Here is a 24,835-nt window from a genome sequence, read left to right as displayed (position 1 = left end):
GGAGATGAGGAGAACGACATGGATCTCGGTCTAGGCGGCAAGCGGGCGATCGTCACCGGCGGCAGCCGCGGAATCGGTCTCGCGATCGCGCGCAGCCTCGCGTCGGAGGGGGTCGACGTGGTGCTCGCTGCCAGGGGCGTCGAGGCGCTGGAATTGGCGGCGAAGACGCTGTCGCAGGAGACCGGACGGCGGGTGCTCGGGGTTCCCACCGACACCGGCGACGACGACTCGGTGCGCGCCCTCGTACAGCGAACGGTGGACGAACTCGGTGGTGTCGACATCCTCGTGAACGCCGCCGCAACCCCGTGGAGTGCGGGCAAGCCGAGCGACTTCGCGTCCACCACCGACGACGTGGTGCGCGGCGAACTCGAGATCAAGGTGCTCGGATACCTGCGGACCGCCCGGGCCGTGGCACCGCACCTCGTGGAAGAGGGGTGGGGGCGGATCATCAACATCAGCGGACTCGGTGCACGCCAGGCCAACTCCATCGCCCAGACCGTGCGGAACGTCGGTGTGTCGGCGCTGACGAAGAACCTCGCCGACGAACTCGGACCGCACGGCGTGAACGTCACCGTGGTGCATCCGGGACTGACGCGGACGGAACGTCTCGTAGACCGCCTTGCCAAGCAGTCCGAGGACGAAGGTGTGCCGGTGGCCGAACTGGAGTCGCGGCTGGCCACCAACTCGATCCACCGGTTGATCGACGCGAGCGAGGTTGCCGACGTCGTCACGTTCCTCGCGTCACCGCGCAGCGTCGGGATCACCGGCGACGCGGTTGCCGTGGGCGGCGGTGTTCCGGGGGCCGTCTACTACTGAGGTCGGGCGAGGGACAGCGCGCGGTCGCGTTCGGTGACCTCCCGTGCGGCGCGTTCACCGGACCGGACGGCTCCGTCGATCCAGCCACACATTACGGACGAACTTTCCGTGCCGGCCCAGTGAATGCGGCCGCAGGGCTCGCGGAGGGTGTAACCGAACTGGGTGAGGACACCCGTCGGCGCATGGCTGAGCATGCCGCCGCCGGAGTACCGCTCGACGCTCCAGTTCTGCTCGATGTAGTCGACGGGGGAGGCAGTCTTGGCTCCGAACCTCGCGGTCAACTCGCCGAGCACTGCTTTCTTCCGCTCGGCCTCCGAGAGTCGTCCCAGCCGGCGGGCGATCGGTCCCTCGACGATCACGCACAGAACACCGGGACGTCCTGTGTCGGTACTGGCGTCGATGGTGATCGTCGCGGGGGAGTCGGGTGCCGCCGACTGTCCCGACAGTCCGGCGGCGCGCCAGAAGGGTTCGTCGTAGAGGACGGCGATCTTCATGACGGCACCGCTCGGCATCCGCTGGTGCAGGAACGACCGATCCATCGGCAGCAGCGGTTCGTAGAGGATCTGGCTCGCGATCGCGAGGGGTACCGCGACGATCGCCCTCCGGGCCCGGACGGCCAGATCCGCCGAGCGGACGGTCACGCCGTCGCCGTCCTGCGTGATGTCCCGGACGGGTTGTGACAGATGGAGTGCGTCGCCGATCTCGGCTGCCATCGGACGGTAGACGGCACCCATTCCACCGACAGGTCGCGCGTCCTCGGCGGCGTCCTTCACACCGAGGACGAAACTCGGACCGCCGCCGGACGCCATCTGGTACAGGACGAACAGCATCGACACCTCGGACGCCGCGGACGTGTAGCAGCCGGCGATGGCGGTCTCGAGAAGGTCATGGGCCGGCTTGGACAGCGTGTTGTCGCCGAGCCATTTGGCGAGGCTGATCGAGTCCCACTTCGCTGCCTTCTTCGCCTCCCACGGCGCGTCGAGCGGGATCGTCTTACACATCTCACCCAGTTCGACGAACACGGCCCCGAGATTCGCTGCCGCCCAGGGACTCATCGTCAGGGGAATCGTGCCCTTGTACCGGTACTGTTTGCCATCGACGACCATCATCGACTCGCCGTCGGTGTACTGCTTGTAACTCTTGACGCCGAACTCGTCCATCAGGGCGTAGATCCGGTCCTGTCCCGGCCCGATCCACGCGCCGCCCCGATCGATCCACGAACCGTCCTCGCGGACCTCGGTGAAGGTCCGCCCCCCGATCCGGTCACGCGCCTCCACCAGCGCGACCGATTGTCCGGCCTGCTTCAAACGCAGTGCCGCCGTCAGTCCGGCGAACCCTGCGCCTACGACGCAATAGTCGACTTCGATGTCTGCCATGACAAATTCCCTCGCGCTCGCCCCGCGACCTCGTGCGGCCGTATTAATGGATGCGTCGCGATTGGTCCTGGGGTGTGAATTCCTCTCTCCGGGAGCGAAACCGCCGCGCACAGAACGTCTTCATCCTTACTCGCGGCGAGTAGTGCGGTCAAGGCCCGACCCGTGAGTACTTGTTAACCGCCCGCGGTTAACAAGTACTCACGGGTGGGGACCAGCGGAAACACCTGCTCGGCGATGCGCTCGAGCTCTTCGTGCGCGGGGGAGCACTGGATGAGCAGCAGAGTGAGACCGGCGTCCTGGTAGGCGCGGATCTTTTCGGCGACTTGTTCGGGGGTGCCGACGAGGTCGGGTCGCAGTCCGCGCGTGCCGACGGAGTATTCGCGCTTGGACAGCTCGACGTCGAGTTCGGAGTTCTTCACGAATTCCTCGAACGACGCGTACCCGGGCGAGTGGGGGTCGACGGTGGTGATGCGTTCGAGTTCGGCGCGGGCCTCGGCTTCGGTGTCGCGCACGATGATGTATGTGGACATGCCGAATTCGGCCATGTCCCGCTGGCGGATTCGCTGTGACCGCGCGTTCATGTCCGCGATCTTCGACCGCACCTCGTCGACGGTGCCGCCGTGCAGCACGTACGAGTCGGCGAAGGTGGCGATCGATTCGCGGCCGCTCTCGCTCTCCCCGCCGGCGAAGACCGGGGGATGAATTCCGGGCTTCGGCGACAGAATCGAGTCGCGCACGCTGAAGTGCTCGCCCTGGTAGGTGAACGGAGTGTGCTCCCAGAGCCCACGGAGAACGTCGACGAATTCGCCGGCTTGCCGGTATCGGTCGTCGTGCCGGGTGAAGGCGCCGCCGTACTGCCGGGCTTCCTCCTCCCACCACGCGGCGACGACGTTGAGCGCGAACCGTGCCGTACCGGCATCGGTTGTTCCGGCGATGTCGGTGATCGTCGCCGATTCCTTCGCGGTGACCGCCGGTAGGTGGAATCCGGGTCGCACCGCCGTCATCACCCGGAGTTGTTCGGTGACCGCGAGGATCGCCGACGACAGCGACCACGCCTCGAGGCTGGGCGCGTCGACGCCCTTGCGGTCGTTGAGATAGAGCTCCGGCACGAGGGTGGTGTTGTACCCGAGACGATCGGCGAGCTGTGAGAGCTTCTTGACGTAGTCCCAGGTGGCGGGCATCCCTTCGTCGCCGAGGTTGCGCAGGAAGCCGCCGTAGATGGGCGTCCAGTAGCCGAAGTGCATGTCATTCCTCCGTGATGGCGTCGAGCGAAGCACGCAGATCGTCGACGAGGTCTTCCAGGTTTTCCAGTCCGATCGACAATCGGACGGTGCGGTAGCCGAATCCGGCGTCGTGGAGTTGCGTGTCGTCGAGGTGACTGTGCGTGGTGGTGGCGGGGTGCACTACCAGCGACCGCGCGTCGCCGATGTTGGCGACGATGGCGAACAACTGCAGCGAGTCGATGAACTTCGCCACCTTCGAGTCGTCGACGGCGAGATCGAAGGAGAAGACCGAGCCGGCGCCCCGCGGCAGGTACCGCTGGGCGGCGTCGTGCCACCGGTTGTCCGGCAATCCGGGGTAGTTGACCTTGGCGACCGTGGGATGGCGGTCGAGAAAGTGTGCGATCGCCAGTGCCGAGCCGACTTGTCGTTCCAGCCGCAAGTCCAGCGTCTCCAACCCCTGAAGCAGCTGAAATGAATTGAACGGGGACAGTGCGGGACCGAGATCGTGGACGATCTTCGTCTTCGCGTAGACGAGATACGCGCTCTGCTCGCGGCCGAACTCCTCCCACAGCACGAGGTCGCCGATGCGCGGGTAGGGCTCGGTGAACTGGGTCCACCGCTGCGGCTCCGCGCCGAAGTCGAACGTGCCGAGGTCCACGATCACGCCACCCAGCGAACTGCCGTGCCCGCCGATGAACTTGGTGGCCGAATAGACGGTGATGTCGGCGCCGAAGTCCCTCGGGCGGAGCAGATACGGGGTGGCGATCGTGTTGTCGACGATCAGCGGGACCCCCGCCTGGTGCGCGATGTCGGCCACCGCCCGGACGTCGAGCACGGAGGCGACGGGGTTGCCGATCGTCTCGGCGAAGAAGGCCCTTGTCTCGGGACGCGCGGCCGCACGCCAGGCGTCGAGGTCGTCCTGATCGACGAGCGTGACCTCGATCCCGAAGTCCGCGAAGGTGTCGGTGAGGAGATCGACGGTTCCCCCGTACAGCTGCCGGGCCGCGACGATGTGCTGTCCGGACTTGGCGAGGGTGAGGAGTGCGACCGCGACGGCGGCCTGCCCGGACCCCGTGGCCAGGGCGGCGACTCCACCGTCGAGATCGGCGAGGCGCTGCTCGAACACGGCCTGGGTGGGATTCCCGGTGCGGCTGTAGAGGTTTCCCTTCCGTCGGAGGGAGAAGATGTCTCGCGCCTGTTCGAAGCTGCCGAAATCGTAGGCAACCGATTGGTAGATCGGGGGGATCGCGGTGTTCTGCGGCGTTCCGGGTTGATAGCCGGTGCGGACCTGCCGGGTCGCGAACCCTGTGGTCTCGGGCATCGGTGTGCCTGTCCCTTCGTCGATACTTCTGAATGGGCATGGGTGAACTTCAAAGCGGATGAATGGCAGAGCAAAACGAATATGTTCGGAACAAAACACGAAGCGCGGCGAGAAGGCACGCGTTTTGTTCTGCTCGAGCTTTAGTCTTGTTCGATCTCGCGCGTGTGGGTCAGGGTGACGCAGTCAATCCTGCGAACAACCCCCGAATGAGGTAATCAGTGGACATCGACTGGCTGGAACCCGAAGCGACTGTGCGTGGCTCGGTGATCGTCGTCGCCGGCCGCGGTGAGCGTGCTCACGTGTACCGCCGGTTCGCCCGCCGGATCGCCTTCGATGGTTACCGTGTCGCGGTGGTGGAGAACGATCCCGCGGCGACTGCTCGGGTGATCGCCGATGCGGAGACCGATCTTCCGGTCACCGTCGTCGGGTCGGACAGTGGCGCCCTGACCGCCCTCGACCTGGCCGCGACGCATCCGGCCGTGTCCGGGGTGGTGGCCGCCGGTCTTCTCGTCGCGGGGACCGAGGCCTTCACCGGAGAGTGGGACGGCGAACTCGAGATCCGCTCCGCGTGTCCCGTGCATCGAGGGGTCCTGTCGTCGGCCGACGCTCTCGAGCGGGGAACGCTCGGTGCGGAGACTCCGGTGGCCACGGCGGATTCGCTGACCCACGTGCAGGTTCCGGTCCTCGTCGTGCACGGAGGCGCCGACGTTCTGAGCCCGGCAGCGGACGTGCTGGTTGTCACGTCCGCGTTGCCCGACGCCCGGGTCGTCGTGGTTCACGAGGGGCTGCACGACATCCTCAACGACGTGTCCCACCGGTCGGTCGCCGCCGAGATCGTGCAGTTCCTCGAGCGTCTCCGCCTGCCCGGTACGCCCGACATCATCCTTCGCGAACCGGCCGGGGCACTCGCGCAGTCACCGTGACCCGCACGGCGAAGGGCCGGTAGTGGTTGTCGATCGAAGGGGTGTGGATGTCAGCGGTTCTGGAGTCGGAGGCGATTGCTCCGGAGTGGTTGCTCGACAAGATCGACGGCCGCACCGCGGAACTGGCCGATGCCGTCGCCGACCTCATCAGGTCGGGTGAGCTCAGCCCCGGCGATCGCCTGCCGACCGTCCGCGCACTCGCGAAATCGACCGATCTCAGTGTCGGTGCGATCGTCAGCGCCTGGGGCCGCCTGCAGGAACAGGGGTTCGTGCAGACCCGCCGCCGCGGCGGCACCGTCGTTCTTCCGCCGCTCGACAGTGTGCCCGAGCGTGGCATACCGGACTGGCGTGGCGTCGACCTGGCGCAGAATGCACCCGACCTGGCGCTGCAGCCGTCCCTGTCCGACGCTTTGTTGTCGAGTCTGGACGCCGAGACGTTGAATGTGTTCGGCCGGGAACTGATGACCGAGCGGTTGAGGAATGCCGTCGCCCCGGGGTGGCCGTTCGAACCGGAGGCCTGGGCCACGGCGGGCGGCGGCACCGAGGCGCTGTTGCTGGCCGTGGAGGCGGCCGCCCCACCCGGTTCGATGGTGGCCGTCGACGAGCCCCTGGGCCCGGGCGTTCTCGACACCCTCCGCGATCTGGGGCTGGATGCGGTCGGGGTGGGCGCCGATCGCGACGGCCCCCGGCCGGACGCTTTGGACGCGGCTCTGACCGCCGGTGCCGTGGCCTTCGTGTTTCAGCCCGGTGCACCGTTCGCAGTCGACCATGCGGTCAGCGCGCAGCGCACGAGTGAACTCGCCGAGGTGCTGCGACGGCATCCGGCGGTGTGGGTCGTCGAAGACGACTCGATCGGACCGCTCGAACCGCAGCAGCCTCCCTCTCTGGGATCGGTACTACCGCAGCGTGTCGTCCGGATCCGTAGCTACTGCAAGGCATATGGGATCGATGTGCGGACCTCCGTTCTCGGCGGATCCCGCGAACTGATCGAGAAGGCCATGAAGGTGCGCAGTCACGGAGTCGGCTCGAACAGCCGGATCCTGCAGAATACCCTCGCCCACCTGATCGTCAGCGACGACGCCGAGCAGGCGGTCACTACGGCGCACGAGCGCTACACCGCCAGACGCACGTCGCTGCTGGCGGCGCTGATCGACCGTGGCATAGAGGCTTTCGCGGGCCCGCACAGTCTGGTCGTGTGGGTCGCGGTGTCGGACGAGACCGCGGCCCTCGTCGCGTTGGCGCGGCAGGGCATCTCGGTGGGGGCCGGCTCCCGCTCGTTCGTGCAGGCGCCCGCACGTCAACTCCTGCGCCTGTCGGCCACCCAGTTGCCGGACGACCCGGACCTGATCGGGCAACTCGCCGACGTCGTCGCGGTGGCCGTCGCGGAGTCGTCGCGCGAATTCTTCGACTGATCGGACTTTGTTCGACAGCCCTGCGGGACATACGAAATATGTTTTGAAACATCGAGAATTTAATACTCTGCACGCGTCTGTTTGCTCCATACACTTCAACGCGGCGTGCCGAGGCAGGTGCCTGACGGCGAACGACGAAGGAGCGAGAACATGACGAGACGGCAACTGAAATTGGGAGCTGTCCTCACCCCCACGGGTGGGCCCGGGCACCCGTACACCTGGCTGGACCCGGAGATTCCCGCCGACGCGAGCGTCGACATCGACTGGTACATCCGGTACGCGCGACTGGCCGAGCAGGCGCGGTTCGACCTCGTGTTCATCGTCGACAGCCAGTTCATCACCCCGGACTCGCCCCCGCACTACCTGAACCGGCTCGAGCCGCTGACGCTGCTGTCGGCGCTCGCGGTGGCCACCGAGCACATCGGGCTCGTCGGCACGCTGACCACGTCGTTCAACCAGCCGTTCAACCTCGCGCGACGGTTCGCGTCCCTCGACCTGATCAGCCGCGGCCGCGCCGGCTGGAACGTGGTCACGAGTGGCGACTCGGGTACCGCCGGAAACTACGGCCTCGAGGAGCATTACGACTACGCCACCCGCTACGGCCGGGCCCTCGAGCACGTCGAGGTCGTCAAGGCTCTGTGGGACTCCTACGAGGACGACGCGTTTCCGCGCGACCGGGAGGCCCGCCGCTTCCTGGACCCGGACAAGCTGCACACCCTCGACCATCGGGGTGAGCACTTCTCGGTGGTGGGCCCGCTCAACATCGAACGCTCGCGGCAGGGGCAGCCGGTGATCTTCCAGGCCGGCGACTCCGACCAGGGTCGCGACCTCGGGGCGCGTATCGCCGACGGGATCTTCACGCACGCGCCGAGTTTCGAGGCGGGGGCGGCGTTCTACGCCGACATAAAGACCCGCGCGGCAGCCTACGGGCGCGCTCCCGAGGACATCGTGATCCTGCCGGGAGTCAGCGTCACCGTGGGCGACACCGACGCCGACGCGCGCGAGATCGAACGCGTGACCCAGCTGGCCGACAACGACTTCGGAAAATCTCTCCGGGAACTGGGCCGGCCGTTCGGCTGGCACGACTTCCGGCAGTACGACCTCGACGCGCCGTTCCCTGCCGAGGCACTGCAGCACGCCGAGCGCAGCTTCTACACGCAGGCCAAGAAGATCGCCGACCTCGCCGCCGATCGCGGGCTGACACTGCGGCAGACGGTCGAGGCACTCAGCGCGCCGAAGACGTCGCCGTTCACCGGCAGCGCCGAGACCGTCGCTAACGAACTGCAGCGCTGGCTGGACGGCCACGCCCTCGACGGCATCAACATCCACATCGGCCACCCGGCACAGTTCCAGCGCTTCGTCGACGAGGTGCTGCCGATCCTGCGTGAGCGTGGGGTCGTCCGGGAGGACTACGAGCAGAACACGTTGCGCGGCAACCTCGGCCTGCCCTTCGCGGAGAACCGTTACACCCGCGCGCGGCGTGAGGGAATCGACCCCGCCCCGCTGCCCGGCACCACCGCATCGCTGTCCGCGAGTGTCTGAATCACCACCCCCTTTGCATGGTCAGGAGCATCCAGTGAGCAAGAAGAGCCGGCGGATCGTCGGCGCCGTAATACTCGGAGTGATCGTCGGGATCGTTGCCACCGCGTGCGGCGGCGGCAGCAGCTCGGACGGCGCCGAGGTCAAGTGGGCGTTCAACCTCCCCACCTCCTGGGATCCGGTGACGAGCCGGACCGGAAACGACATCAACACGATCAGCCTCGCGTACGCGTCGCTGACCCGGCTCGACGCCGAGGGCAACGTCGAGCCGTCGCTCGCCGAGAGCTGGAAGTACAACGCCGACGGCACCGCCGTGACCTTCACCCTGCGTGACGGTCTGACGTTCTCCGACGGGACCGCCCTCGACGCCCAGGCGGTGAAGGCGTTCTTCGACCGCGGCAAGTCTCAGGACGATTCGTTCCTCCGCGACCAGCTCGCCGGCGTCACCGAGGTCACGGCCGACAGCGCCACCGACGTCACACTGCATCTTGCCGACGCCGACTACCAGATCCCCTACCTGGTCGCCGGGCGAACCGGGGCCATCGCCAGCCCGACCGCGGCCGCCGACCCGCAGAAGCTCAGTGTGTGGCCGGTCGGCGCCGGTCCCTTCAGGATCACCGACTTCGTCGCCGAGGACCACGCGTACTTCGAGAAGAACCCGAACTACTGGGACGCCGACAACATCCACATCGACCACTTCGAACTCAGCGTCGCCCCGGACCCGGCCACTCTCGTCGCCGGTGTCCAGTCCGGCTCCATCGACTTCGCGACGCTACCGGCTCTGCAGGCCAAGGAAGCCGAGGCCGCCGGTCTCGATGTGACCGTGAAGCCGTCGCTGGCCGCGAACGACGTCTCCATCAACCTCAACAAGGCCCCGTTCGACAATCCGAAGGTCGTCGAGGCATTCCGCTACGCATTCGACCGGCAGGCGTTCGTCGACGTCATCACGAACGGGTTGGGCAGCACGACGAGCCAGCCGTTCCCCAACGGATACCTCGCCTTCAACCCCGAGATCGAGAAGCTCTGGAACTACGACCCCGACAAGGCATCTCGTCTCCTGACCGAGGCGGGATACGGTCCCGGGCAATTGTCGATCGAGATCACCGCGCAGTCGGCGGCCACCAACCGGGCGGAGCTGGTGCAGTCGCAGCTGAAGAAGATCGGCGTCGAATCCACCATCAAAGTGGTGCCGCCGGGATCGTCGACGTGGCAGAGCGAGGTCTATATCGCGAAGAACCCGCAACTTGCGACGGACGGCACCATCGGGCGTGAATCCCCGGTGCAGAACCTGCTCGCCGTCTACGGTCCGGAAGGCATCATGAACCTCAGCGGCCCGCATGCGTCGCCGGAGTTCATCGCCGCGCTCGACGCCGTGCGTCGCACACCCCTCGAGGACCCGGACTACAAGCCGCGGCTGTGGCAGGCCGTCAAGGTCGGTGTCGAGCAGTCGCCGACCAACTACATCTTCAGCAATCCGTGGATCATCGTGTCCAACCCGGACCTGAAGAACCTGAACATCCTGCCGTCCCAGGTGCGGTGGGAAGGCGTCACGGTCTCGTGACCACCGCAGACGTCCAGACCGCCGGCACCAGGAGAACATTCGCTCTCCCGGTGCCGGCTGGTGCGCTCGGCACGGCGTTTCGGGTCGTGCTGAGCACCGTGCTGATCGTGGTCCCGGTCTTCCTGTTCTCCACCCTGATCACCTTCCTGCTCGGAGCGGCCAGCGGGCTGAATCCGGCCGCCGGGATCGCAGGCGACGCCGCGACCCCGGAGACGATCGCCCGCATCAACGCCGAATTCGGGCTGGACAAACCGGTCTGGCAGCAGTACGTCGACTGGATGTCGAGCATGCTGAGCGGTGACCTGGGCGTCTCGTGGTTCAGCAAGATCCCGGTCAGCGAGTTGATCGGCGAGCGGCTCGCCGTCAGCGCCTCGATCGCCGGTGTCGCACTGGTCATCGGACTCGCTTTCGGCGTCGGACTCGGAATACTCGCCGCCGTGTACAAGGGCAGCCTGCTCGACCGGCTGATCACCGCATACACGTCGGTGGCCTCCACGCTGCCGCCGTTCGTCATCTCGATCGGACTGATCCTCGTCCTCAGCGTCGGGTTGCACTGGCTGCCGTCGGCCGGGTACGTCCCGCCAGACGAGGACTTCGGTCGCTGGCTGTCGCTGATCATCATGCCCGCGATCGCGTTGAGCATGGACGTCGTCGCCGACATCGCGCGACAACTCCGCACCGGATTGGTCGCGGAGCTCGACCAGAACTACGTCACCGGCGCGGTGGTCCGGGGCATCAGTCCGGCCCGGATCCTGTTCGTGCACACACTGCGTAACGGCAGCGGTCCGGCGCTGTCCATCCTGGGGATGAAGATTCCTACGCTCATCGGCGGCGCCGTCGTGATGGAGACCATGTTCTCCATGCCCGGCTTCGGTCGCCTCGCCGCGGACTCGGCGCTGCGCGGAGACGTTCCCATCGTCCAGGGAACGCTCGTCGTGGCGATCGTGTTCGTGCTGTTCTGCAACATCGTCGTCAACATCGCGCAGAGCGCGTTGCAGCCGGCAACCAAGCGGAGAGACTGAAATCCCATGCTCACAGCAATCCTGCGTTATCACTCCGCTCGCGCCGCGGTGGTTGTCCTCGGGCTGATAGTGGTGCTCGCGGTTTTCGGGCCCGCCCTCGCGCCCTTCGACCCGCTCGTGCAGGACACGTCGGCAATCCTGCACGGCCCGAGCGGAACTCACTGGCTCGGGACGGACAACGTCGGGCGGGACGTGTTCAGCCGGCTGCTGGCGGGTTCGACCGTGTCGGTGCTGTCCGCACTGCAATGCGTCGTCGTCGGATTCCTCCTCGGCGTGATCCCGGGATTCCTGTCGGTGTACCTCGGACGCGGCGTGGAATGGTTCACCCTCCGGTTGATGGATGCGCTCATCACGCTGCCGTTCCTCGTGTTCGCCGTCGCGATGACCGCGCTGCTCGGAAACGGGCTGGCGCAGGCGATGTTCGCGGTCGGCATCCTCATCGCACCCGCGTTTTATCGGATCACTCGCGCCGCTGCACTGACCGTGGCCAACTCCCAGTACGTCGAGGCCGCCGAACTGATGGGGGCCGACACGTCCTGGATCATCCGTCGTCACGCGGTACGCAAGGTGCTGCCGGCGGTGGGGGTGACGTTCGCGGCGATGACCGGAGCCAGCCTCGTCATCGTGTCTTCGCTGACGTTCCTCGGGATCGGCGTCGTCCCACCCGACCCGACCTGGGGTGGACTCCTCGCCAGCGGACTGCAGTACCTGTACCAGGTTCCGTTCGGCCCCGTCGTGCCCGCGCTGTTGATCGTGGCGACCGTCTGGGCACTCAACGCCATCGCCGACGCGCTGCGGGATGCGACCGGCCAACCCCAACGCCGCGCCCGCAGGAAACAGGAGGTCACCTCGGATGTCCACTGACACATTGGATGCCACGTCGACACCCGCACCCATCCGCCCCGACCGGCCGGTGCTCACCGTGAGCGATCTGCGCATCGCGCTCGACGACGGAATCGAACTTGTCCACGGCGTCGACTTCTCCCTCGCACGCGGCGAAGCCCTGGGGATCGTCGGCGAATCGGGAAGCGGTAAGTCGCTGACCTGCCGGGCCATCCTCGGAATTCTGCCCGGCGGAATCAGTGTCACCGCAGGCTCGATCGACTTCGACGGCATCGAACTCACGGACCTCGGTCGCAAACACTGGCGGCCACTGCGGGGTACCCGCATATCCGCAGTCTTCCAGGACCCGGCGTCCTATCTGAACCCGTCAATCCGGGTCGGTGAACAACTGGCCGAGGCGCTTCGGTCGACCCTCGGGCTGTCCCGCGCGGACGCCCGGCGGCGCGGTGTCGAACTGTTCCGGAAAATGGGGCTGAACGACGCCGACACCGTGTACCGCCAGTACCCGCACGAACTGTCGGGGGGAATGCTCCAGCGGGTGCTCATCGCGATCGCGGTGTCCGCGGAACCGGAACTCCTGATCGCCGACGAGGCGACCACCGCCCTGGACGTCACCGTTCAGGCCGAGGTGCTCGACCTCCTCGAGGACCTGCGCGACGAACTGGGCCTCGCGCTCGTCGTCGTCTCGCATGACCTCGCCGTGGTGGCTCAGGTCTGCGACAACGTGATCGTGATGCGGGACGGCGCCGTCGTCGAGTCCGGGCGAGCAGGGGACCTGCTCACCGCGCCCCGACACGAGTACACCCGCCAACTCGTCGAGAACCACCGGGAGTACGGGCTCGAGTCGGTCATCGGAAAGGAGGCGGCTCGTGTCTGAGTCGTTGCTGCGCATGACCGGCGTCCGGGTGGAGCTCGGACCCCGCGCGGCCCGCAAGCAGATCCTGCACGGCGTCGACCTGACCGTCGATGCCGGCGAGAAGGTGGGACTCATCGGTGAAAGCGGTTCCGGAAAAACGACACTGGCCCGCACGATTCTCGGTCTGATCACCCCGACGTCCGGATCGGTCGACATCCGCGGGCAGCGCGTCGACGACCTGTCCGCCGCGGACCGCCGGGCGCACCGCCGCACGGGGACCGTGCAGTACGTGTTCCAGGATCCGCTCCTGAGCCTCGATCCGGACATTCCCGTGGGCGAGTCGATCGCCGAGGGACTATTCGTGCGCGGCGGACTCGACCGCAGCGTGGTGCGGTCGCGGGTGGCAGCGGTACTGAGCAGTGTCGGACTCGACGCCGACATCGCGGGGCGGATTCCCGCCGACCTGTCGGGTGGGCAGCGCCAGCGGATCGCGATCGCGAGGGCCCTCGTCCTCGATCCGGCGCTGCTGCTGCTCGACGAACCGGTCAGCGCCCTCGACTCGGTCAACCGTATTCAAATCCTGAAACTGCTCACAGAACTCGGGCACTCGCGGCAGCTCGCTCAGCTGTTCATCTCGCACGACCTAGGGGCAGTCGCGGCGCTGGTCGACCGGATCGTCGTGCTGTACCGCGGCAACATCGTCGAGGACGGACCCACCGATCAGGTGATCTCCGACCCCCAGCACCCGTACACGGCGCTTCTCGTCGGATCGGCTCCAACGTTGAGCGGCGGCGCGGTGACCCGGGAACGGCGCCGCGAATTGAGGCTCCGCCTCCTGTGAGTACTTCTTAACTACCTGTTGTTAATAAGTACTCACGGGTCGGCAGTGTAAGCCCGACCATTCGTGAACGGAAGGGTTTGATTCGACGTGATCCGAATGATCTGCGATCGAAAAAGGCTGGCAGTCAGTCATATTCGACTATGAACACTTGGCTGTTCTATCGTGGCACCGACAGTCCATGAGAGGCGAGGGAACGATGAAGGTAACGGTAGTCGCGGGCAATCCCAAGGCGGGTTCGCGCACACTGGACGCGGCGACGTTGGTGGCGACGGCGGTGACGGAATCCCCCGTGGACTCGGTCGTCGACGTCATCGAGTTGGGTGCCGGGCTGCTCGGCTGGGGTGACGACAAGGTCGCGCAAGCGGTCGAGACGGTGGCAGAGTCGGATCTGGTGGTGGTCGCGAGCCCGACCTTCAAGGCCACGTATACGGGAGTGCTCAAGCTCTTCCTCGACCAGTTCGCGACAGCCGAAGGACTGCGAGGCGTGGTCGCGGTCCCGGTCATGCTCGGCGCGGGCCCGGCGCACGCGCTCGCACCCGAGCTGCTGTTGAAGCCGGTATTGGTGGAGCTCGGCGCAACAACGCCGGCGCCGGGGCTGTATCTCGCCGACACCACCTACACCGCCGATTCGCGAATCGCCGAGTACGCCGAGCGTTGGGGTCCGGTGCTCACCGCGGCGGCAACGTCACGAACGGAGTTGTGATGAGCGGGACGGTAACGCTGGACCCAGGTTCGTTGCGGGAGGCGTTCTCGCACGTGCCCAGTGGTGTTGTGGCGGTGTGCGCAGAGGTCGACGGTGAGCGGGTCGGAATGGCGGCGAGCACCTTCGTGCCGGTGTCGCTGGATCCTCCTCTCGTCGCGTTCTGCGTGCAGAACACCTCTTCGACGTGGCCGAAGCTGGCGGGATTGGAACGCATTGGAATCAGCGTGCTGGGGGAGGTGCACGACACCGCGGCGCGGGTACTGGCCGCGAAGACCGGCGACCGGTTCGAAGGACTCACCACGGAAACCAGCGACGGCGGGGCGGTATTCGTCGGTGGTGCCTCCGTGTGGCTCGATACGACAGTGTCGGAGCAGGTGCCCGCCGGCGATCATGCGGTCGTGCTGTTGAAAATTAACGAGGTGCGGGTGCAATCGGACGTGGAGCCGATCGTTTTCCACCGCAGTACCTTCCGATGGCTGCAGGCCTGAGAAAGTCTCCACCGTGCGGCCGCGAGAACGAAGAGTGCGATCGGCGACCGCGGAACTGATGGCAGGGCGGGCCGGGCAACCCGCACCGTCGCCGACGTTGCAGCCATAAATCCCGGTCTCGTTGTGGTGGCCGGCGCGGATGCAAAGGGCCGCCGCTTCGAGGAGTTGTGAGCGTCCGATGCGGATTCAGGAGGTTGAGGACGGTGCCTGAGCCGGGTCGGCCCGGTCGGAGTGTATTCCGCTCCGGCCGGGCCTCGCCGGAACGTGCCGTGGGATACCGCCGCGCGAACTCGCGTGGCCGTTGGCCTCGCCGATGCCGCCTCGGGCGTTGACAGCGTGGGAAGCGCGCAATCGCATCAGAAAATCTTGGTATCGACTGCAACGGGGCCCGCATCCAGTGCGTTTCGTGCGAGGTAAATGGTAGATCCAGCAGCTCGTCGCACTGCAGCAATGTGACCCACACCACATCCATTTTTGCGTGTTGGCCGAACCGGGAGGGCGGTGGACGAAGGCTGACCGACTCGACGTCGAGGGCGGCCGCGCCGATGTGGATCAGAGTATTGGACACATGTCTAGGTGGCAGCCGCCGTGACGTGTGCTAGAACTATTCGGGCATCGGTAGTGACATGACTCACACTTTATGACCGCTTGGGATTGGTTGCCGGCACACCGGCGCATCCCGGCCGATGCACGAGAGCAAAGGACAACGTCACATGATCGAGGACACCGCGGACTTCTCCCTCACTCCTGTTGCCGGCCCCACTCGCCTGATTCCCCGACGGCGTCCCGACGGTCGCGAGCTTCTCGCCACCGCGAAGGGCATCCTGATCGCAGCGCGCCGCTGCAGCGATGCCCAGGCATTCGATGAACTCCTCGACGTTTCCCGCCGCCATCACCTGACCGTTCTCGGTGCCGCCCGAAGCTTGGTCGACCTCGCCGCCGGATCCGCGCCCCATCGCCGCACAGCTGACGCCGTCCGGTTCGACGAGTGGGAGCAGCTGCTCGCCCAGCTCCCCTCACACCCGCACGCGCACGCGAGCTGACGCAGCAGGCACGGTTCGCGTGTGAAGGCAAGGTCGGATTCTGTGCGCGCGCAGGACCACGTCGTGGGTGTGGTGCGCTCCCGCGCCGCCGCTGATCGAGCGCTCCCGCACCTCGTTCACATCGATGTGCCAGCTGGTATCCAGTAGCGCCGCCACATCACCGGGAGCGACCCAGTCATCGGGATCGAAGCCGTGCTCGCGTGCCGCATCCCCGTCGCGCATGTCGTGATGAACAACCAGCAAGATGCCGCCGGGGGCGACCGCGGAGACCAACGCTCGTTCGGCGGCATGGTCGGCTGTGCTGCGTAAGGCGGGGTACTGGGCGGAGACCAGGTCGTAACCATGTGCGGGCAGATCGGCATCCAGCAGTCCGCTGCACACCCAGGTGATGTCGGTGTTCTGGTCGGCGGCATGTGCCGCCGCCCGATCGAGCGCGACTCGCGAAACGTCCAGCGCGGTCACTGCCCATCCTTGGCGGGCGAGCCAGAGGGCATCAGCGCCTTCACCGCAGCCGACATCGAGGGCGCGCCCGGGCGGTGCGCCGGTCAACTCGGCGACAAGTGCGCCGTTGGGTTCGCCGCTCCACACTTGATCCCGCTCGTTGTAGCGCGCATCCCATTCGGCTGCCTCGCTCAATACTGACGTGACCTCGATGACCTCGCCGGAATCTTCCATACCGACACAGTGCAATAGCTGCGACCATTCTGGCGAAGGTTCTTGCCGCATCGGCAAGAACCCCGGACGCGTCAGTGCGCCGAGATGCTCTTCTTCCGCTTCGGTATCAGGTGCATGATCAGGACGACGATCGCGCCGACGACGAGCCCGACGAGGGCAGACACCACGGTCCCCGAAGTCCAGGACAGAGCCCCACCGAAACCGCCGTGCGCGAGGTCGCTGAACCAGTGTTCGACATCGTGGAGGCGATCGGCCGGCCAGTGGAATCCTGCCTCGCCGACATTGACGAGCAGGATGTGGCCGCCGACCCACAGCATCGCGGCGATTCCGACCACGGTGAGCACCGCCATCACCTTCGGCATCGCGGCGACGAGGCCTCGGCCGATCCGCTGACTGAACGTCGACTCGCGTCGGGCGAGCGCCAAGCCCACGTCGTCCATCTTCACGATCAGGGCGACCACACCATAGACCAGGATGGTGATGAGGAACGCCACGACGATGAGCACCAGCAGCCGAGTGACGAACGGTTCGCTCTCGACCGAGGACAGGGAGATCACCATGATCTCGGCGGACAGGATCAGGTCGGTGCGGATCGCGCCGCTGACCATGCTTTTTTCGAGCTCGGGGCCCTGCAGCACTACCGGCGCATCTTCGTCGCCGTGGTGCCCGCCGGTGATTGCTTCGTAGACCTTCTCAGCTCCCTCGTAGCACAGGAACAGACCACCGGCGATCAGCAGATAGGGCAGTGCCTGCGGCAGGAACTGACTCAAGATCATCGCCACCGGCAGGATGATCAGAAGTTTGTTGCGGATCGACCCGATCGCGATCTTGCGAATTATCGGCAATTCGCGATTAGGGGAGAACCCATGGACGTAACGGGGGGTGACGGCGGTGTCGTCGACGACCACACCCGCTGCCTTGATGCTGGCCTTGCCTGCCGCGGCTCCGATGTCGTCGACGGATGCCGCAGCCACTTTCGCGAGTGCCGCGACGTCGTCCAACAGGGCGACGAGACCACCAGCCACGGGAACCTCCCACAGTTCAAAATGTGCAGAGCCGATCGAATGACACGCGGTCGCGGGTCGATACCGAACGCTACCGAATCCATGGTCCCACGCAACAATCATGCGGGCGCTGACCAAGGTGCCGCGTGCGGGCGCGGAGCCATGACGCTCCCTCGCACCCGAACCGAGAGGGTGGCCATCTCGTCACCCAAGGGCATCTGGTCGCGGGTTTCGCTGTCGCAGACGATGGAATCACCGCCGAACACGGTGACCCCGGCGGCCCTCGAGTTCTCGGAAGGAACCCGCCCATGTCGAAGAGTGGAACTACTCGCGGACGTATCGCTGTGCTGATCGCGGGGGCTGCGGCCGCGTTGTCGATCTCGGCCGTCGGCCCTGTGGCCGTGGCGTCCGCTGTCCCATGCAAGGGAGTCAGCTGTCACGACACCAATCCCAAGCCGCCTCCCAAGGATCTCGGCGACGGAGGTTGCCAATTGTGCCCACCTCCCAGTCCCGGCCCTGGGAATTTCCCGACGCCTAAACCTCCGACTCCCGCGCCCCCGCCGTCGTGACGGTGACCTGAGTATTCACTGCCGAGTGCGGCCCCCATCGATTACCGGTGGGGGCCGCACTGTGGTGTGCCAACCGCGGTTGCGGGGGCGATGCCACTCACATGGCGTCGAGCGCCCGGCCTATCGCGTCGGCGAACGCGGTGGGATCGTGGATCAGCCAACCGTGACCGCCCGCCACGGTGAGAACCGGTGGATTGCGGAGCGCTGACCTCAGCGACTCCAAGCTGGCCACCGGGATCGTACGGTCACCGAGGCCCCACAACAGCGTCACCGGCAGTCCTCGGTTCGCAAGAGTTCTGAGTTCGGTCCGCAAGTCCGCACGCCGGGCCAGATGTGCCGTCCGCCACACCGCACCTGGATCGCGCACGGTGTTGGGGATGAAACCGTTGACGAGGGATGCTGCCGTGTGGACGATCGACCGGATCGACAGGGCCTCGCCCAGCGCCGATGCGCCCCAATCCCACAATGGTCTCTCACCGATGTGCCGGATTGCCTGACCGCCGGCAGACCATGCCCCGCCGCCGACGGAGTTGACGAGAACGACTCGTGCTACCCGCTCGGGAAGGTCGTGGGCGGTCTGAATCGCGACACCACCGCCGAAGGAGTGGCCGACCAGGGTCACCGGCTCGTCGATTCCGGCCGAGTCGAGAAACCGTCCGAGCCAGGCGGCGTAGCCCGCGAAGCTGCGCGCGTGCGGTGGATGGTCGGGAGTCCCTCCGAAACCGGGAAGTGTCGGTGTGACGACGCGATGTCCCTGTCGGGCGAGGGTCGAGAGGCCGCGGCCATACACCCGCGGGGTAAGTCCCCAGCCGTGGAGGAAGACGATGGGCGGACCCTGCGCCACCACGGTGAGGGTCGGGGCCTTCGGACCTGCGAGCGGCTCGAGGATCTCGGGTTCTGAGTTCTGGGTCAGTGACACGCTCCCCAGCGTGTCCGACGGGTGTTCCGGCGGTAACGGCCGAATTACCCGCGGACATACCTGTTTTGCGTTTTCGTCACGACCGGTCTGTTCGTTATAGCCCTGTGATCTACGTGGTTTTCCGAAAATAGGTATGTGTATGGGCCATTCGGCCGTTGCCCGCTGAGCCCGTGACCGCGATGTTATAAAACGTCTCGTCCGATCGGCACGAAAGTCGTCGGACATCGAAAAAATGAAGGACTCAGCTCAATGGCCAAGCATAGATTGCGTCGGGGCAATCGTCTGCAGATTTCGACCGGTGGCGTTCTGGTTGCCACCGCGGTGGGGCTGGGAGCATTCATGCTCCCAGCTGCCCCTGCTGCAGCGGAGCCGATCACCATCCCAGGTATTGGGACGTTCGACGTTCCAGGTGTACCGCCGCTGCCGCCCGCGCCGCAGGCGCCGGCACCGAACCCCGCTCCACCATCGAACCTGCTACCCGACCTGCCATCGGCCCCCGCCATGCCCTCCACCCGTGGTGCGCAGGCGCTGACAGCCGCCCAGTCGAAGATCGGCTCACCGTACGTGTGGGGCGCCACCGGACCGAACGCTTTCGATTGCTCCGGATTGATGCAGTGGGCATACAAGCAGGCGGGTGTCTCGATCCCGCGTACCACCTACGACCAGGTGAACGGTGGGGCGCCTGTCGCCAAGGGAAATCTTCAGCCTGGCGATCTGGTCCTGTTCTACGGGGCGTCGCATGTCGGGATGTTCGCCGGAAACGGCATGGTGGTCCACGCCCCCAGCTCCGGCCAGCCGGTGAAGCAGGCACCGCTCGATTCGATGCCGTTCCACTCGGCCCGCCGGTACTAGGCGGCTCCGCCGCCCGTGCGCCTTTCTGGTAGCGGCAACTACCAGAAAGGCGCACGGGGCGCTAGCGCCCTATGAGGTCGGCGGCACGTTCCCCGATGAGCACGGCGGGTGCGTGTGTGTGGCCCCGGATAATCGTGGGCATGATCGACGCATCGGCGATGCGCAGGCGCTCGACTCCCCGCACCCGTAGGTCCGGGGTGACGACGCTGGCGGGGTCCTTGCCCATCCGGCAGGTGCCCACCGGGTGGTATAGCGTGTGCGCGTTCTCGGCGAGTGCGCGTTCCAGTATTTCCTCGAGCGGAGTATCCGGCTCGACCGAGGGCCGAATCAGTGTGCCCAGCTTCGACTTCAGCGTCGGAGCCGAGGCGAGGGCATCGCACAGGCGCAGTCCTTCGAGCATGGCTCGCCGGTCCGCGCCCTCGGGGTCGCTGAGGTAGCGGGGATCGATGATCGGTTTCGCCGCAGGATCCGCAGACCGCAGGGTGATGGTGCCGCGACTTTCCGGTTTCACCAGAATGGTGCCGATGACGGCGGCGTGGTCGGTGGCCGGGATCAGCCCCTCGTCGAAGAACGGTGCGGGGCCGTAGATCATCTCGAGGTCGGGTAGTGGCAAGTCGTCCCGGCTCCTCACGAACCCGTATGCCTCCGCGACATTGGAGGTGAGCATGCCGCGTCGGCGCGTGAGGTAGTTGATCAGCTCGGGGATCTTCTCCGCCGCGTACAACGAGTCGGAGTCCACGCTGTAACCGAGGAACGAGACCAGGTGATCCGCCAGGTTCTTCCCGACCTCGGGAAGGTGGTGCTGCACGGGGATGCCGTGCTCGCGCAGCTGCTGCTCGTCACCGACACCGGACAGCATCAGCAGCTGCGGCGTGTTGATCGCCCCACCGGCGAGTATTACCTCTTTCGCCGCCCGGACGGTGTGGCGTGCACCGCCCTTCTCGTATTCGACCCCGACCGCGGCGGTTCCGTCGAACACCACGCGGGTGGCCAGTGCCTCGGTCACCACGGTGAGATTCTTGCGTTTCATCGCGGGCCGGAGGTAGGCGTCGGCGGTGCTCCACCGCGCACCACGCTTCTGGGTGACCATCGTCTGGGAGAAACCCTCGGGCTGTGCGGTATTCGCACGCTCCACGGGATATCCGGTTTCCCGAACCGCGTCGAGGAACGCTCCTGTCAGTGCGCGTGGGCTCCGCTGATGGCACACGTTGATCGGGCCTTCGATGCCGCAGTCGGCTTGGGTGGCGCCTTCCACTTTCTCGATGCGCCGAAAATGTTTGAGCACCTCCCGGTACGACCATGACTCGTCGGCGAGTTCCGCCCATTCGTCGTAGTCGGCGGCGAACCCGCGCACCCACATCATCGCGTTCATCGACGAGGATCCGCCGAGCATCTTGCCTCGCGGCCAATAAATTTCGCGGCCACCAAGAGTGTCTTGCGGCTCGGTGAGGTAATCCCAGTCCACCTCGCTGCGGAACAACTTCGAGAAGGCGGCGGGGATGTGCGCAAATTTGTTCTTGTCCTCGGGGCCGGCCTCGAGAACCACCACTGTGTTTCGGGAGTCGGCGCTGAGGCGTTCGGCCAGTGCGGCACCCGCCGAGCCCGACCCCACCACGACGTAGTCCGCCACCGACGGTGTCTGTTTCATTCGTTCCTCTCCAGTCGAGACAGCGGTGCGTCAGCCACGCAGCGCGGACGCGAAGATGGCCGGGAGCCGCTTCCATGACGGTGCTCCGGCGAAGGCGGTCAGTAGGCGCCCCGTGGTGGCGGCGGTGCGATTGTTCACGAACCATGGCGGTTTGGGTGAAATGGACAGCTCCCGCTTCATCACCGATCGCGGTGACGGGCGGAACGGTCCTCGCACCACGGTGCGTTCGGGGTGGTCGATCAACAGCGCGTTGTGGACCACACCGATTCCGCTCTGGACGTCGTTCACCGTGTGGCCGGGGAAGGCGCCCCAGGTGGCGGTGGCGGTGAGGTATCCCACGCCGGTCCAGGCGTTGATGGCGATGGTCCCGTATCGCAGACTCTCCACGAAGGAGTCGAACGCCGAACCCATCGAGCGAATGGTCTGCGGTGTCGCGACGATGTTCACCCCGAGCGTACCGACGAAGTCGTCGTTCACGAATTGTGCCGCCCGCCTCGCGAACTCGTTTCCCTGGTACGGAAGGTCGATCACGCCGAGGACCGGAGCGAAGTACTCCGTCTGCAGCAGTGGCTCGTATTCGCCGGGGTCGAGGTTCGTCACCAGCACGCGCCTACCGTTCTTGCCCAGACGCTCGGCCTTGGGGAACGACGCAACCGCTCCGGCCACACGGTTGTCGCTGCCCGGGTAGTAGGCGGAACGGTCCGGTGCTCGATCGAGGGCGTCGCGCAGAGCGGCGAGGAACTCGTTACGCTGCTTCCACTCCGATGACACCACGACCGCTTGTGCCGCGACACAGTTGTAGCCACCGTTGTGTAGCCGCTGGGTGGCGATGTGCTCGGCCTGGAACTTGATGTCGGCGTGGCTCCATTCACCGGGCAGCACGATGGTGGGGGATACGCCACCGAGTTCGCTCGAGATCTCCTTTTCGAGGATCGGCTCGTTCGCGGCCTTGCGCCCCGCGCCTTCCTCGCCTGTGCCGAAGACGATCGCATCATGGGTGAGTGCGCTACCCGTCATGTGGACGTGATCGATCTGCTGATGGTGCACCAGATAGGTCCCGACGTCGGCGCCACCGGTGAGGAGGCGGACGGCGCCCACGGAGATGAGTGGCTCGAGCACCCGTGTGAGGACCGGCAGCAACGGGTCGGTGATCGGGTTGAGCTTGAGCGCGACGACGCGGTTGTGGGCGATCAGTTCGTAGAGCGTGTCCAGCGGGGCGATCGAGGTGATGTTGCCCGCGCCGAGCACCACACCGATGCCCCGGGTGTGGGAAGGGTCTCGCTGAGCCAACCCGGCGTCCCGCTGTGCCGTTGCACGATCGATCCCCGGCTGCAGCCACACCTCGGCGCTGAAACCACTGAGGAGTAGTTTGTCGAAAATGTTGAGGGGAAGAACCTTGACGGTGGTGCGGTTGCCGGGCGCCGTGCCGAAGGTGGCGCCGTCGAGGGGACTGCCGCCCGCCTCGAGTTTTGCCAGGCTTGCGGACAGTGCGGCGGTGGCGGTCGCGACGGAATACGGGCCGGACATCCATTCCTCACCGACCAGCGGCGACTTCGGGTCGAGGCCCTTGATCCCGACTGCAGCGTCCACCCAGTCCGCGGCGTGCTGCACGGTGAGGTCGTGGACTTTGTCGAGAAGCTTCCGGCGTTCGGACAGGGACAGGTCAGCCCAGTTCTCCTCGCCTTCGGCCAGGTCGGCGAGGGCTGCGTCGACGGCCGCGTGCTCGGCCGCGCCGGAGGGTGGGGGAGTGGCCTCGGGGTTTGAAGTGCTCACTGTGGACATCTCCGCTCGGGTCGATTACATGGAGAACATCGCCACAGACGCTGAACGGCTGTGGGCGTAGGACTGTGATTCTCGTCGCATCCCCGGCTGCTGCGCCATAGGCGGCGGCTGTCAAATGTCCACTTTGTCCCTATGCCGTCGCACAACAAGGGTGTGGCGGTACGGACGGCCGGTCGATAGTCTTGCCGAATGGTTGCCAGTCCGGACATCGCGCCGTCGCCCACTGATTTACTAGGTGACATGCTCGAATCGGTGAACGAGCTGTCCCAGACCCTCACCGAAAGAATCCTGTCTGCCGAGCACGGCTACATCGAGGCGACTCTGCTCACCCCCGAGCAGCTGTACGGGGCCTGCCTCGACAACCTGACGGCGATGCTCGGCAACCTCGCCGGCATCGCGCCGATCCGTCTGGAGGCGGCGCGGGCAGCCGGCCAGCTGAAGGCCGAACAGGGTGTGCCGCTCGCCGCCCTGCTCCACGCGTTCCGACTCGGTGGCCGGCTCATCTGGGATGAGCTGATGGACCGCTCGGAGGGCCGGGCCACCAACGCGCTGCTCGAGATGGCTGCGCAGGTGTGGGCGCTGGTGGATGTGTACTCCGACAGTGCCGCGGAGTCCTACCGCGAGACCGCTGACCTCCGTGCCCGGGAGGACGCCGAGTCGCGCGGCCGGCTCGTGAGGACGCTTTTCGGGGAGCACTCGGCGAATCCGGCGGGAGCTGCCGATGCGTTGCGCACGTTCCGCATCCCCGAGCACAGCACCTTTGTGGTCGTGTCGGTCGAATCGGCGGCGTCACCGTCTTCGGCGGATCTGCTGGAGGCCGAGCTGCGCGGCGTGGGAGTCGAGTCCGTGTGGGACACCGAGGTCGACGGCCGAATCGGGTTGTTGTGGGCATCCACCGCCGACTTCGTCGAGGCAGCGCTCGCATTTCTCGGCCGCGCCGATGCCCGGGTCGGAGTCAGCTCCACATTCACCCGGCCTGCGGGGACGAGCGCCGCCGTCGAGCAGGCCCGTGTCGCCCGCCGGTGCGCGGGACTTGGTGGTAGCACGGTCACGCGATACGAGTCCGTGCCCGTCTCGCTGCTGCTGGTCAGTGCGCCGGAAGCGAGCAAGCTTGCGGCGGGCCAGATTCTCGGACCGGTGCTGGCGCTGCCGCCGGAGGAGCAGGACAGTCTGCTCTCCACACTCGACGCGTGGTTCGCCTGCCACGGCTCCACCACTGCGGCCGCCGCGCAGCTGCACTACCACCGCAACACTGTGCTGTACCGGTTGCGCAGGATCCACAGCCTCACCGGGCGGAACTTCTCGGATCCCATCGACGCCGCCGAACTTTATGTCGGCCTGCGGGCGCATCAACTGCTCGCTTCCTGAAATCGAGTCCCCGAACACGTCGCAGGCCCGACAATGAGTGCCAGTCGGCCG

General features: G+C 66.3%; 22 protein-coding genes. 14 read left to right on the top strand and 8 right to left on the bottom strand.

Features of this window, described 5'->3' with window-relative positions:
• Window positions 1–18: 18 nt before the first annotated feature.
• Entirely contained in the window at window positions 19–816 is a 798-nt protein-coding gene (locus L1080_RS16015) for an SDR family NAD(P)-dependent oxidoreductase (protein WP_250770460.1), read from the top strand.
• Here the strand turns inward: L1080_RS16015 and L1080_RS16010 are convergent.
• From L1080_RS16010 to L1080_RS16000, 3 genes are all read right to left on the bottom strand, one after another.
• Window positions 810–2,192 (bottom strand): flavin monoamine oxidase family protein, encoded by a 1,383-nt coding sequence (locus L1080_RS16010; RefSeq protein WP_250770457.1) that lies wholly within the window; start codon window positions 2,190–2,192, stop codon window positions 810–812. The two genes, L1080_RS16015 and L1080_RS16010, sit on opposite strands and share 7 nt — an antisense overlap.
• Window positions 2,193–2,365: 173 nt before the next feature.
• Window positions 2,366–3,436: an LLM class flavin-dependent oxidoreductase gene (locus L1080_RS16005; protein WP_250770455.1), complete on the bottom strand. Its 1,071-nt coding sequence runs from the start codon at window positions 3,434–3,436 to the stop codon at window positions 2,366–2,368.
• A gap of 1 nt (window position 3,437) precedes the next feature.
• Window positions 3,438–4,736 carry an O-acetylhomoserine aminocarboxypropyltransferase/cysteine synthase family protein gene (locus L1080_RS16000; RefSeq protein ID WP_250770452.1) on the bottom strand — a complete coding sequence of 433 codons (1,299 nt, stop codon included), beginning with the start codon at window positions 4,734–4,736 and terminating at the stop codon, window positions 3,438–3,440.
• Between the two features lie 218 nt (window positions 4,737–4,954).
• On the opposite strand from L1080_RS16000, the gene L1080_RS15995 reads away from it, so the two are divergent.
• The 11 genes from L1080_RS15995 (at window position 4,955) to L1080_RS15945 (ending at window position 15,967) form a co-directional block, all read left to right on the top strand.
• A complete protein-coding gene (locus L1080_RS15995; protein ID WP_250770449.1) occupies window positions 4,955–5,659 on the top strand; it encodes an alpha/beta hydrolase in 705 nt (234 codons plus the stop codon).
• 47 nt (window positions 5,660–5,706) lie between these two features.
• Window positions 5,707–7,071 carry an aminotransferase class I/II-fold pyridoxal phosphate-dependent enzyme gene (locus L1080_RS15990; protein ID WP_159920824.1) on the top strand — a complete coding sequence of 455 codons (1,365 nt, stop codon included), beginning with the start codon at window positions 5,707–5,709 and terminating at the stop codon, window positions 7,069–7,071.
• Window positions 7,072–7,221: 150 nt separating this feature from the next.
• A complete protein-coding gene (locus L1080_RS15985) occupies window positions 7,222–8,613 on the top strand; it encodes an LLM class flavin-dependent oxidoreductase (protein ID WP_159920826.1) in 1,392 nt (463 codons plus the stop codon).
• A 34-nt stretch (window positions 8,614–8,647) separates the two neighbouring features.
• Window positions 8,648–10,171, top strand: a complete 1,524-nt coding sequence (locus L1080_RS15980; RefSeq protein ID WP_250770446.1) for an ABC transporter substrate-binding protein — start codon at window positions 8,648–8,650, stop codon at window positions 10,169–10,171.
• Complete coding sequence (locus tag L1080_RS15975) at window positions 10,168–11,193, top strand: ABC transporter permease (RefSeq protein WP_159920830.1); 1,026 nt, start codon at window positions 10,168–10,170, stop codon at window positions 11,191–11,193. The genes L1080_RS15980 and L1080_RS15975 overlap by 4 nt, the downstream gene beginning before the upstream one ends.
• 6 nt (window positions 11,194–11,199) lie before the next feature.
• Window positions 11,200–12,057: an ABC transporter permease gene (locus tag L1080_RS15970; protein WP_250770442.1), complete on the top strand. Its 858-nt coding sequence runs from the start codon at window positions 11,200–11,202 to the stop codon at window positions 12,055–12,057.
• Window positions 12,047–12,913 (top strand): ABC transporter ATP-binding protein, encoded by an 867-nt coding sequence (locus tag L1080_RS15965; protein ID WP_250770439.1) that lies wholly within the window; start codon window positions 12,047–12,049, stop codon window positions 12,911–12,913. Before L1080_RS15970 ends, L1080_RS15965 begins: the two co-directional genes overlap by 11 nt.
• Window positions 12,906–13,733 (top strand): ABC transporter ATP-binding protein, encoded by an 828-nt coding sequence (locus L1080_RS15960; protein WP_250770437.1) that lies wholly within the window; start codon window positions 12,906–12,908, stop codon window positions 13,731–13,733. Before L1080_RS15965 ends, L1080_RS15960 begins: the two co-directional genes overlap by 8 nt.
• Before the next feature lie 196 nt (window positions 13,734–13,929).
• Window positions 13,930–14,436: an NADPH-dependent FMN reductase gene (locus L1080_RS15955; protein WP_250770590.1), complete on the top strand. Its 507-nt coding sequence runs from the start codon at window positions 13,930–13,932 to the stop codon at window positions 14,434–14,436.
• Window positions 14,436–14,924: a flavin reductase family protein gene (locus tag L1080_RS15950; RefSeq protein WP_159920840.1), complete on the top strand. Its 489-nt coding sequence runs from the start codon at window positions 14,436–14,438 to the stop codon at window positions 14,922–14,924. The genes L1080_RS15955 and L1080_RS15950 overlap by 1 nt, the downstream gene beginning before the upstream one ends.
• Window positions 14,925–15,637: 713 nt before the next feature.
• On the top strand, window positions 15,638–15,967 hold the full coding sequence (locus tag L1080_RS15945) for an ANTAR domain-containing protein (RefSeq protein WP_109328269.1): 330 nt from the start codon (window positions 15,638–15,640) through the stop codon (window positions 15,965–15,967).
• Here the strand turns inward: L1080_RS15945 and L1080_RS15940 are convergent.
• The 3 genes from L1080_RS15940 to L1080_RS15930 form a co-directional block, all read right to left on the bottom strand.
• Complete coding sequence (locus L1080_RS15940) at window positions 15,941–16,642, bottom strand: class I SAM-dependent methyltransferase (RefSeq protein WP_250770435.1); 702 nt, start codon at window positions 16,640–16,642, stop codon at window positions 15,941–15,943. The two genes, L1080_RS15945 and L1080_RS15940, sit on opposite strands and share 27 nt — an antisense overlap.
• A gap of 71 nt (window positions 16,643–16,713) precedes the next feature.
• Window positions 16,714–17,667 (bottom strand): DUF808 domain-containing protein, encoded by a 954-nt coding sequence (locus L1080_RS15935; RefSeq protein ID WP_250770433.1) that lies wholly within the window; start codon window positions 17,665–17,667, stop codon window positions 16,714–16,716.
• 645 nt (window positions 17,668–18,312) lie between these two features.
• Window positions 18,313–19,134: an alpha/beta fold hydrolase gene (locus L1080_RS15930; protein ID WP_250770431.1), complete on the bottom strand. Its 822-nt coding sequence runs from the start codon at window positions 19,132–19,134 to the stop codon at window positions 18,313–18,315.
• A gap of 249 nt (window positions 19,135–19,383) precedes the next feature.
• Here L1080_RS15930 and L1080_RS15925 point away from each other — a divergent pair, with 249 nt between their 5' ends.
• Complete coding sequence (locus L1080_RS15925) at window positions 19,384–19,986, top strand: C40 family peptidase (RefSeq protein ID WP_250770429.1); 603 nt, start codon at window positions 19,384–19,386, stop codon at window positions 19,984–19,986.
• Window positions 19,987–20,047: 61 nt separating this feature from the next.
• Here L1080_RS15925 and L1080_RS15920 read toward each other — a convergent pair whose 3' ends face one another.
• Both L1080_RS15920 and L1080_RS15915 read right to left on the bottom strand, forming a co-directional pair.
• Window positions 20,048–21,634, bottom strand: coding sequence for a GMC family oxidoreductase (locus L1080_RS15920; protein ID WP_250770427.1), 1,587 nt, complete (start codon window positions 21,632–21,634; stop codon window positions 20,048–20,050).
• A 30-nt stretch (window positions 21,635–21,664) separates the two neighbouring features.
• On the bottom strand, window positions 21,665–23,407 hold the full coding sequence (locus tag L1080_RS15915) for an aldehyde dehydrogenase family protein (protein ID WP_250770424.1): 1,743 nt from the start codon (window positions 23,405–23,407) through the stop codon (window positions 21,665–21,667).
• 198 nt (window positions 23,408–23,605) lie between these two features.
• Between L1080_RS15915 and L1080_RS15910 the strand changes: the two genes are divergently transcribed.
• Window positions 23,606–24,784 carry a PucR family transcriptional regulator gene (locus tag L1080_RS15910; RefSeq protein WP_159920854.1) on the top strand — a complete coding sequence of 393 codons (1,179 nt, stop codon included), beginning with the start codon at window positions 23,606–23,608 and terminating at the stop codon, window positions 24,782–24,784.
• Window positions 24,785–24,835: the final 51 nt, after the last annotated feature.

The sequence above is a fragment of the Rhodococcus sp. MSC1_016 genome (genome assembly GCF_023667485.2).
Classification (GTDB): domain Bacteria; phylum Actinomycetota; class Actinomycetes; order Mycobacteriales; family Mycobacteriaceae; genus Rhodococcus_F; species Rhodococcus_F oxybenzonivorans.
This window is presented reverse-complemented; position numbering and strand designations above follow the sequence as displayed.

What these genes read in the sequence shown, in the direction of transcription:
- L1080_RS15910 (WP_159920854.1), top strand. Translation starts at nt 23,606, where the DNA reads ATGGTTGCCAGTCCGGACATCGCGCCGTCGCCCACTGATTTACTAGGT.
- L1080_RS15925 (WP_250770429.1), top strand. Translation starts at nt 19,384, where the DNA reads ATGGCCAAGCATAGATTGCGTCGGGGCAATCGTCTGCAGATTTCGACC.
- L1080_RS15965 (WP_250770439.1), top strand. Translation starts at nt 12,047, where the DNA reads ATGTCCACTGACACATTGGATGCCACGTCGACACCCGCACCCATCCGC.
- L1080_RS15950 (WP_159920840.1), top strand. Translation starts at nt 14,436, where the DNA reads ATGAGCGGGACGGTAACGCTGGACCCAGGTTCGTTGCGGGAGGCGTTC.
- L1080_RS15990 (WP_159920824.1), top strand. Translation starts at nt 5,707, where the DNA reads ATGTCAGCGGTTCTGGAGTCGGAGGCGATTGCTCCGGAGTGGTTGCTC.
- L1080_RS16005 (WP_250770455.1), bottom strand. Translation starts at nt 3,436, where the DNA reads ATGCACTTCGGCTACTGGACGCCCATCTACGGCGGCTTCCTGCGCAAC.
- L1080_RS15940 (WP_250770435.1), bottom strand. Translation starts at nt 16,642, where the DNA reads ATGGAAGATTCCGGCGAGGTCATCGAGGTCACGTCAGTATTGAGCGAG.
- L1080_RS15945 (WP_109328269.1), top strand. Translation starts at nt 15,638, where the DNA reads ATGATCGAGGACACCGCGGACTTCTCCCTCACTCCTGTTGCCGGCCCC.
- L1080_RS15985 (WP_159920826.1), top strand. Translation starts at nt 7,222, where the DNA reads ATGACGAGACGGCAACTGAAATTGGGAGCTGTCCTCACCCCCACGGGT.
- L1080_RS15955 (WP_250770590.1), top strand. Translation starts at nt 13,930, where the DNA reads ATGAAGGTAACGGTAGTCGCGGGCAATCCCAAGGCGGGTTCGCGCACA.
- L1080_RS15970 (WP_250770442.1), top strand. Translation starts at nt 11,200, where the DNA reads ATGCTCACAGCAATCCTGCGTTATCACTCCGCTCGCGCCGCGGTGGTT.
- L1080_RS16000 (WP_250770452.1), bottom strand. Translation starts at nt 4,736, where the DNA reads ATGCCCGAGACCACAGGGTTCGCGACCCGGCAGGTCCGCACCGGCTAT.
- L1080_RS16015 (WP_250770460.1), top strand. Translation starts at nt 19, where the DNA reads ATGGATCTCGGTCTAGGCGGCAAGCGGGCGATCGTCACCGGCGGCAGC.
- L1080_RS16010 (WP_250770457.1), bottom strand. Translation starts at nt 2,192, where the DNA reads ATGGCAGACATCGAAGTCGACTATTGCGTCGTAGGCGCAGGGTTCGCC.
- L1080_RS15920 (WP_250770427.1), bottom strand. Translation starts at nt 21,634, where the DNA reads ATGAAACAGACACCGTCGGTGGCGGACTACGTCGTGGTGGGGTCGGGC.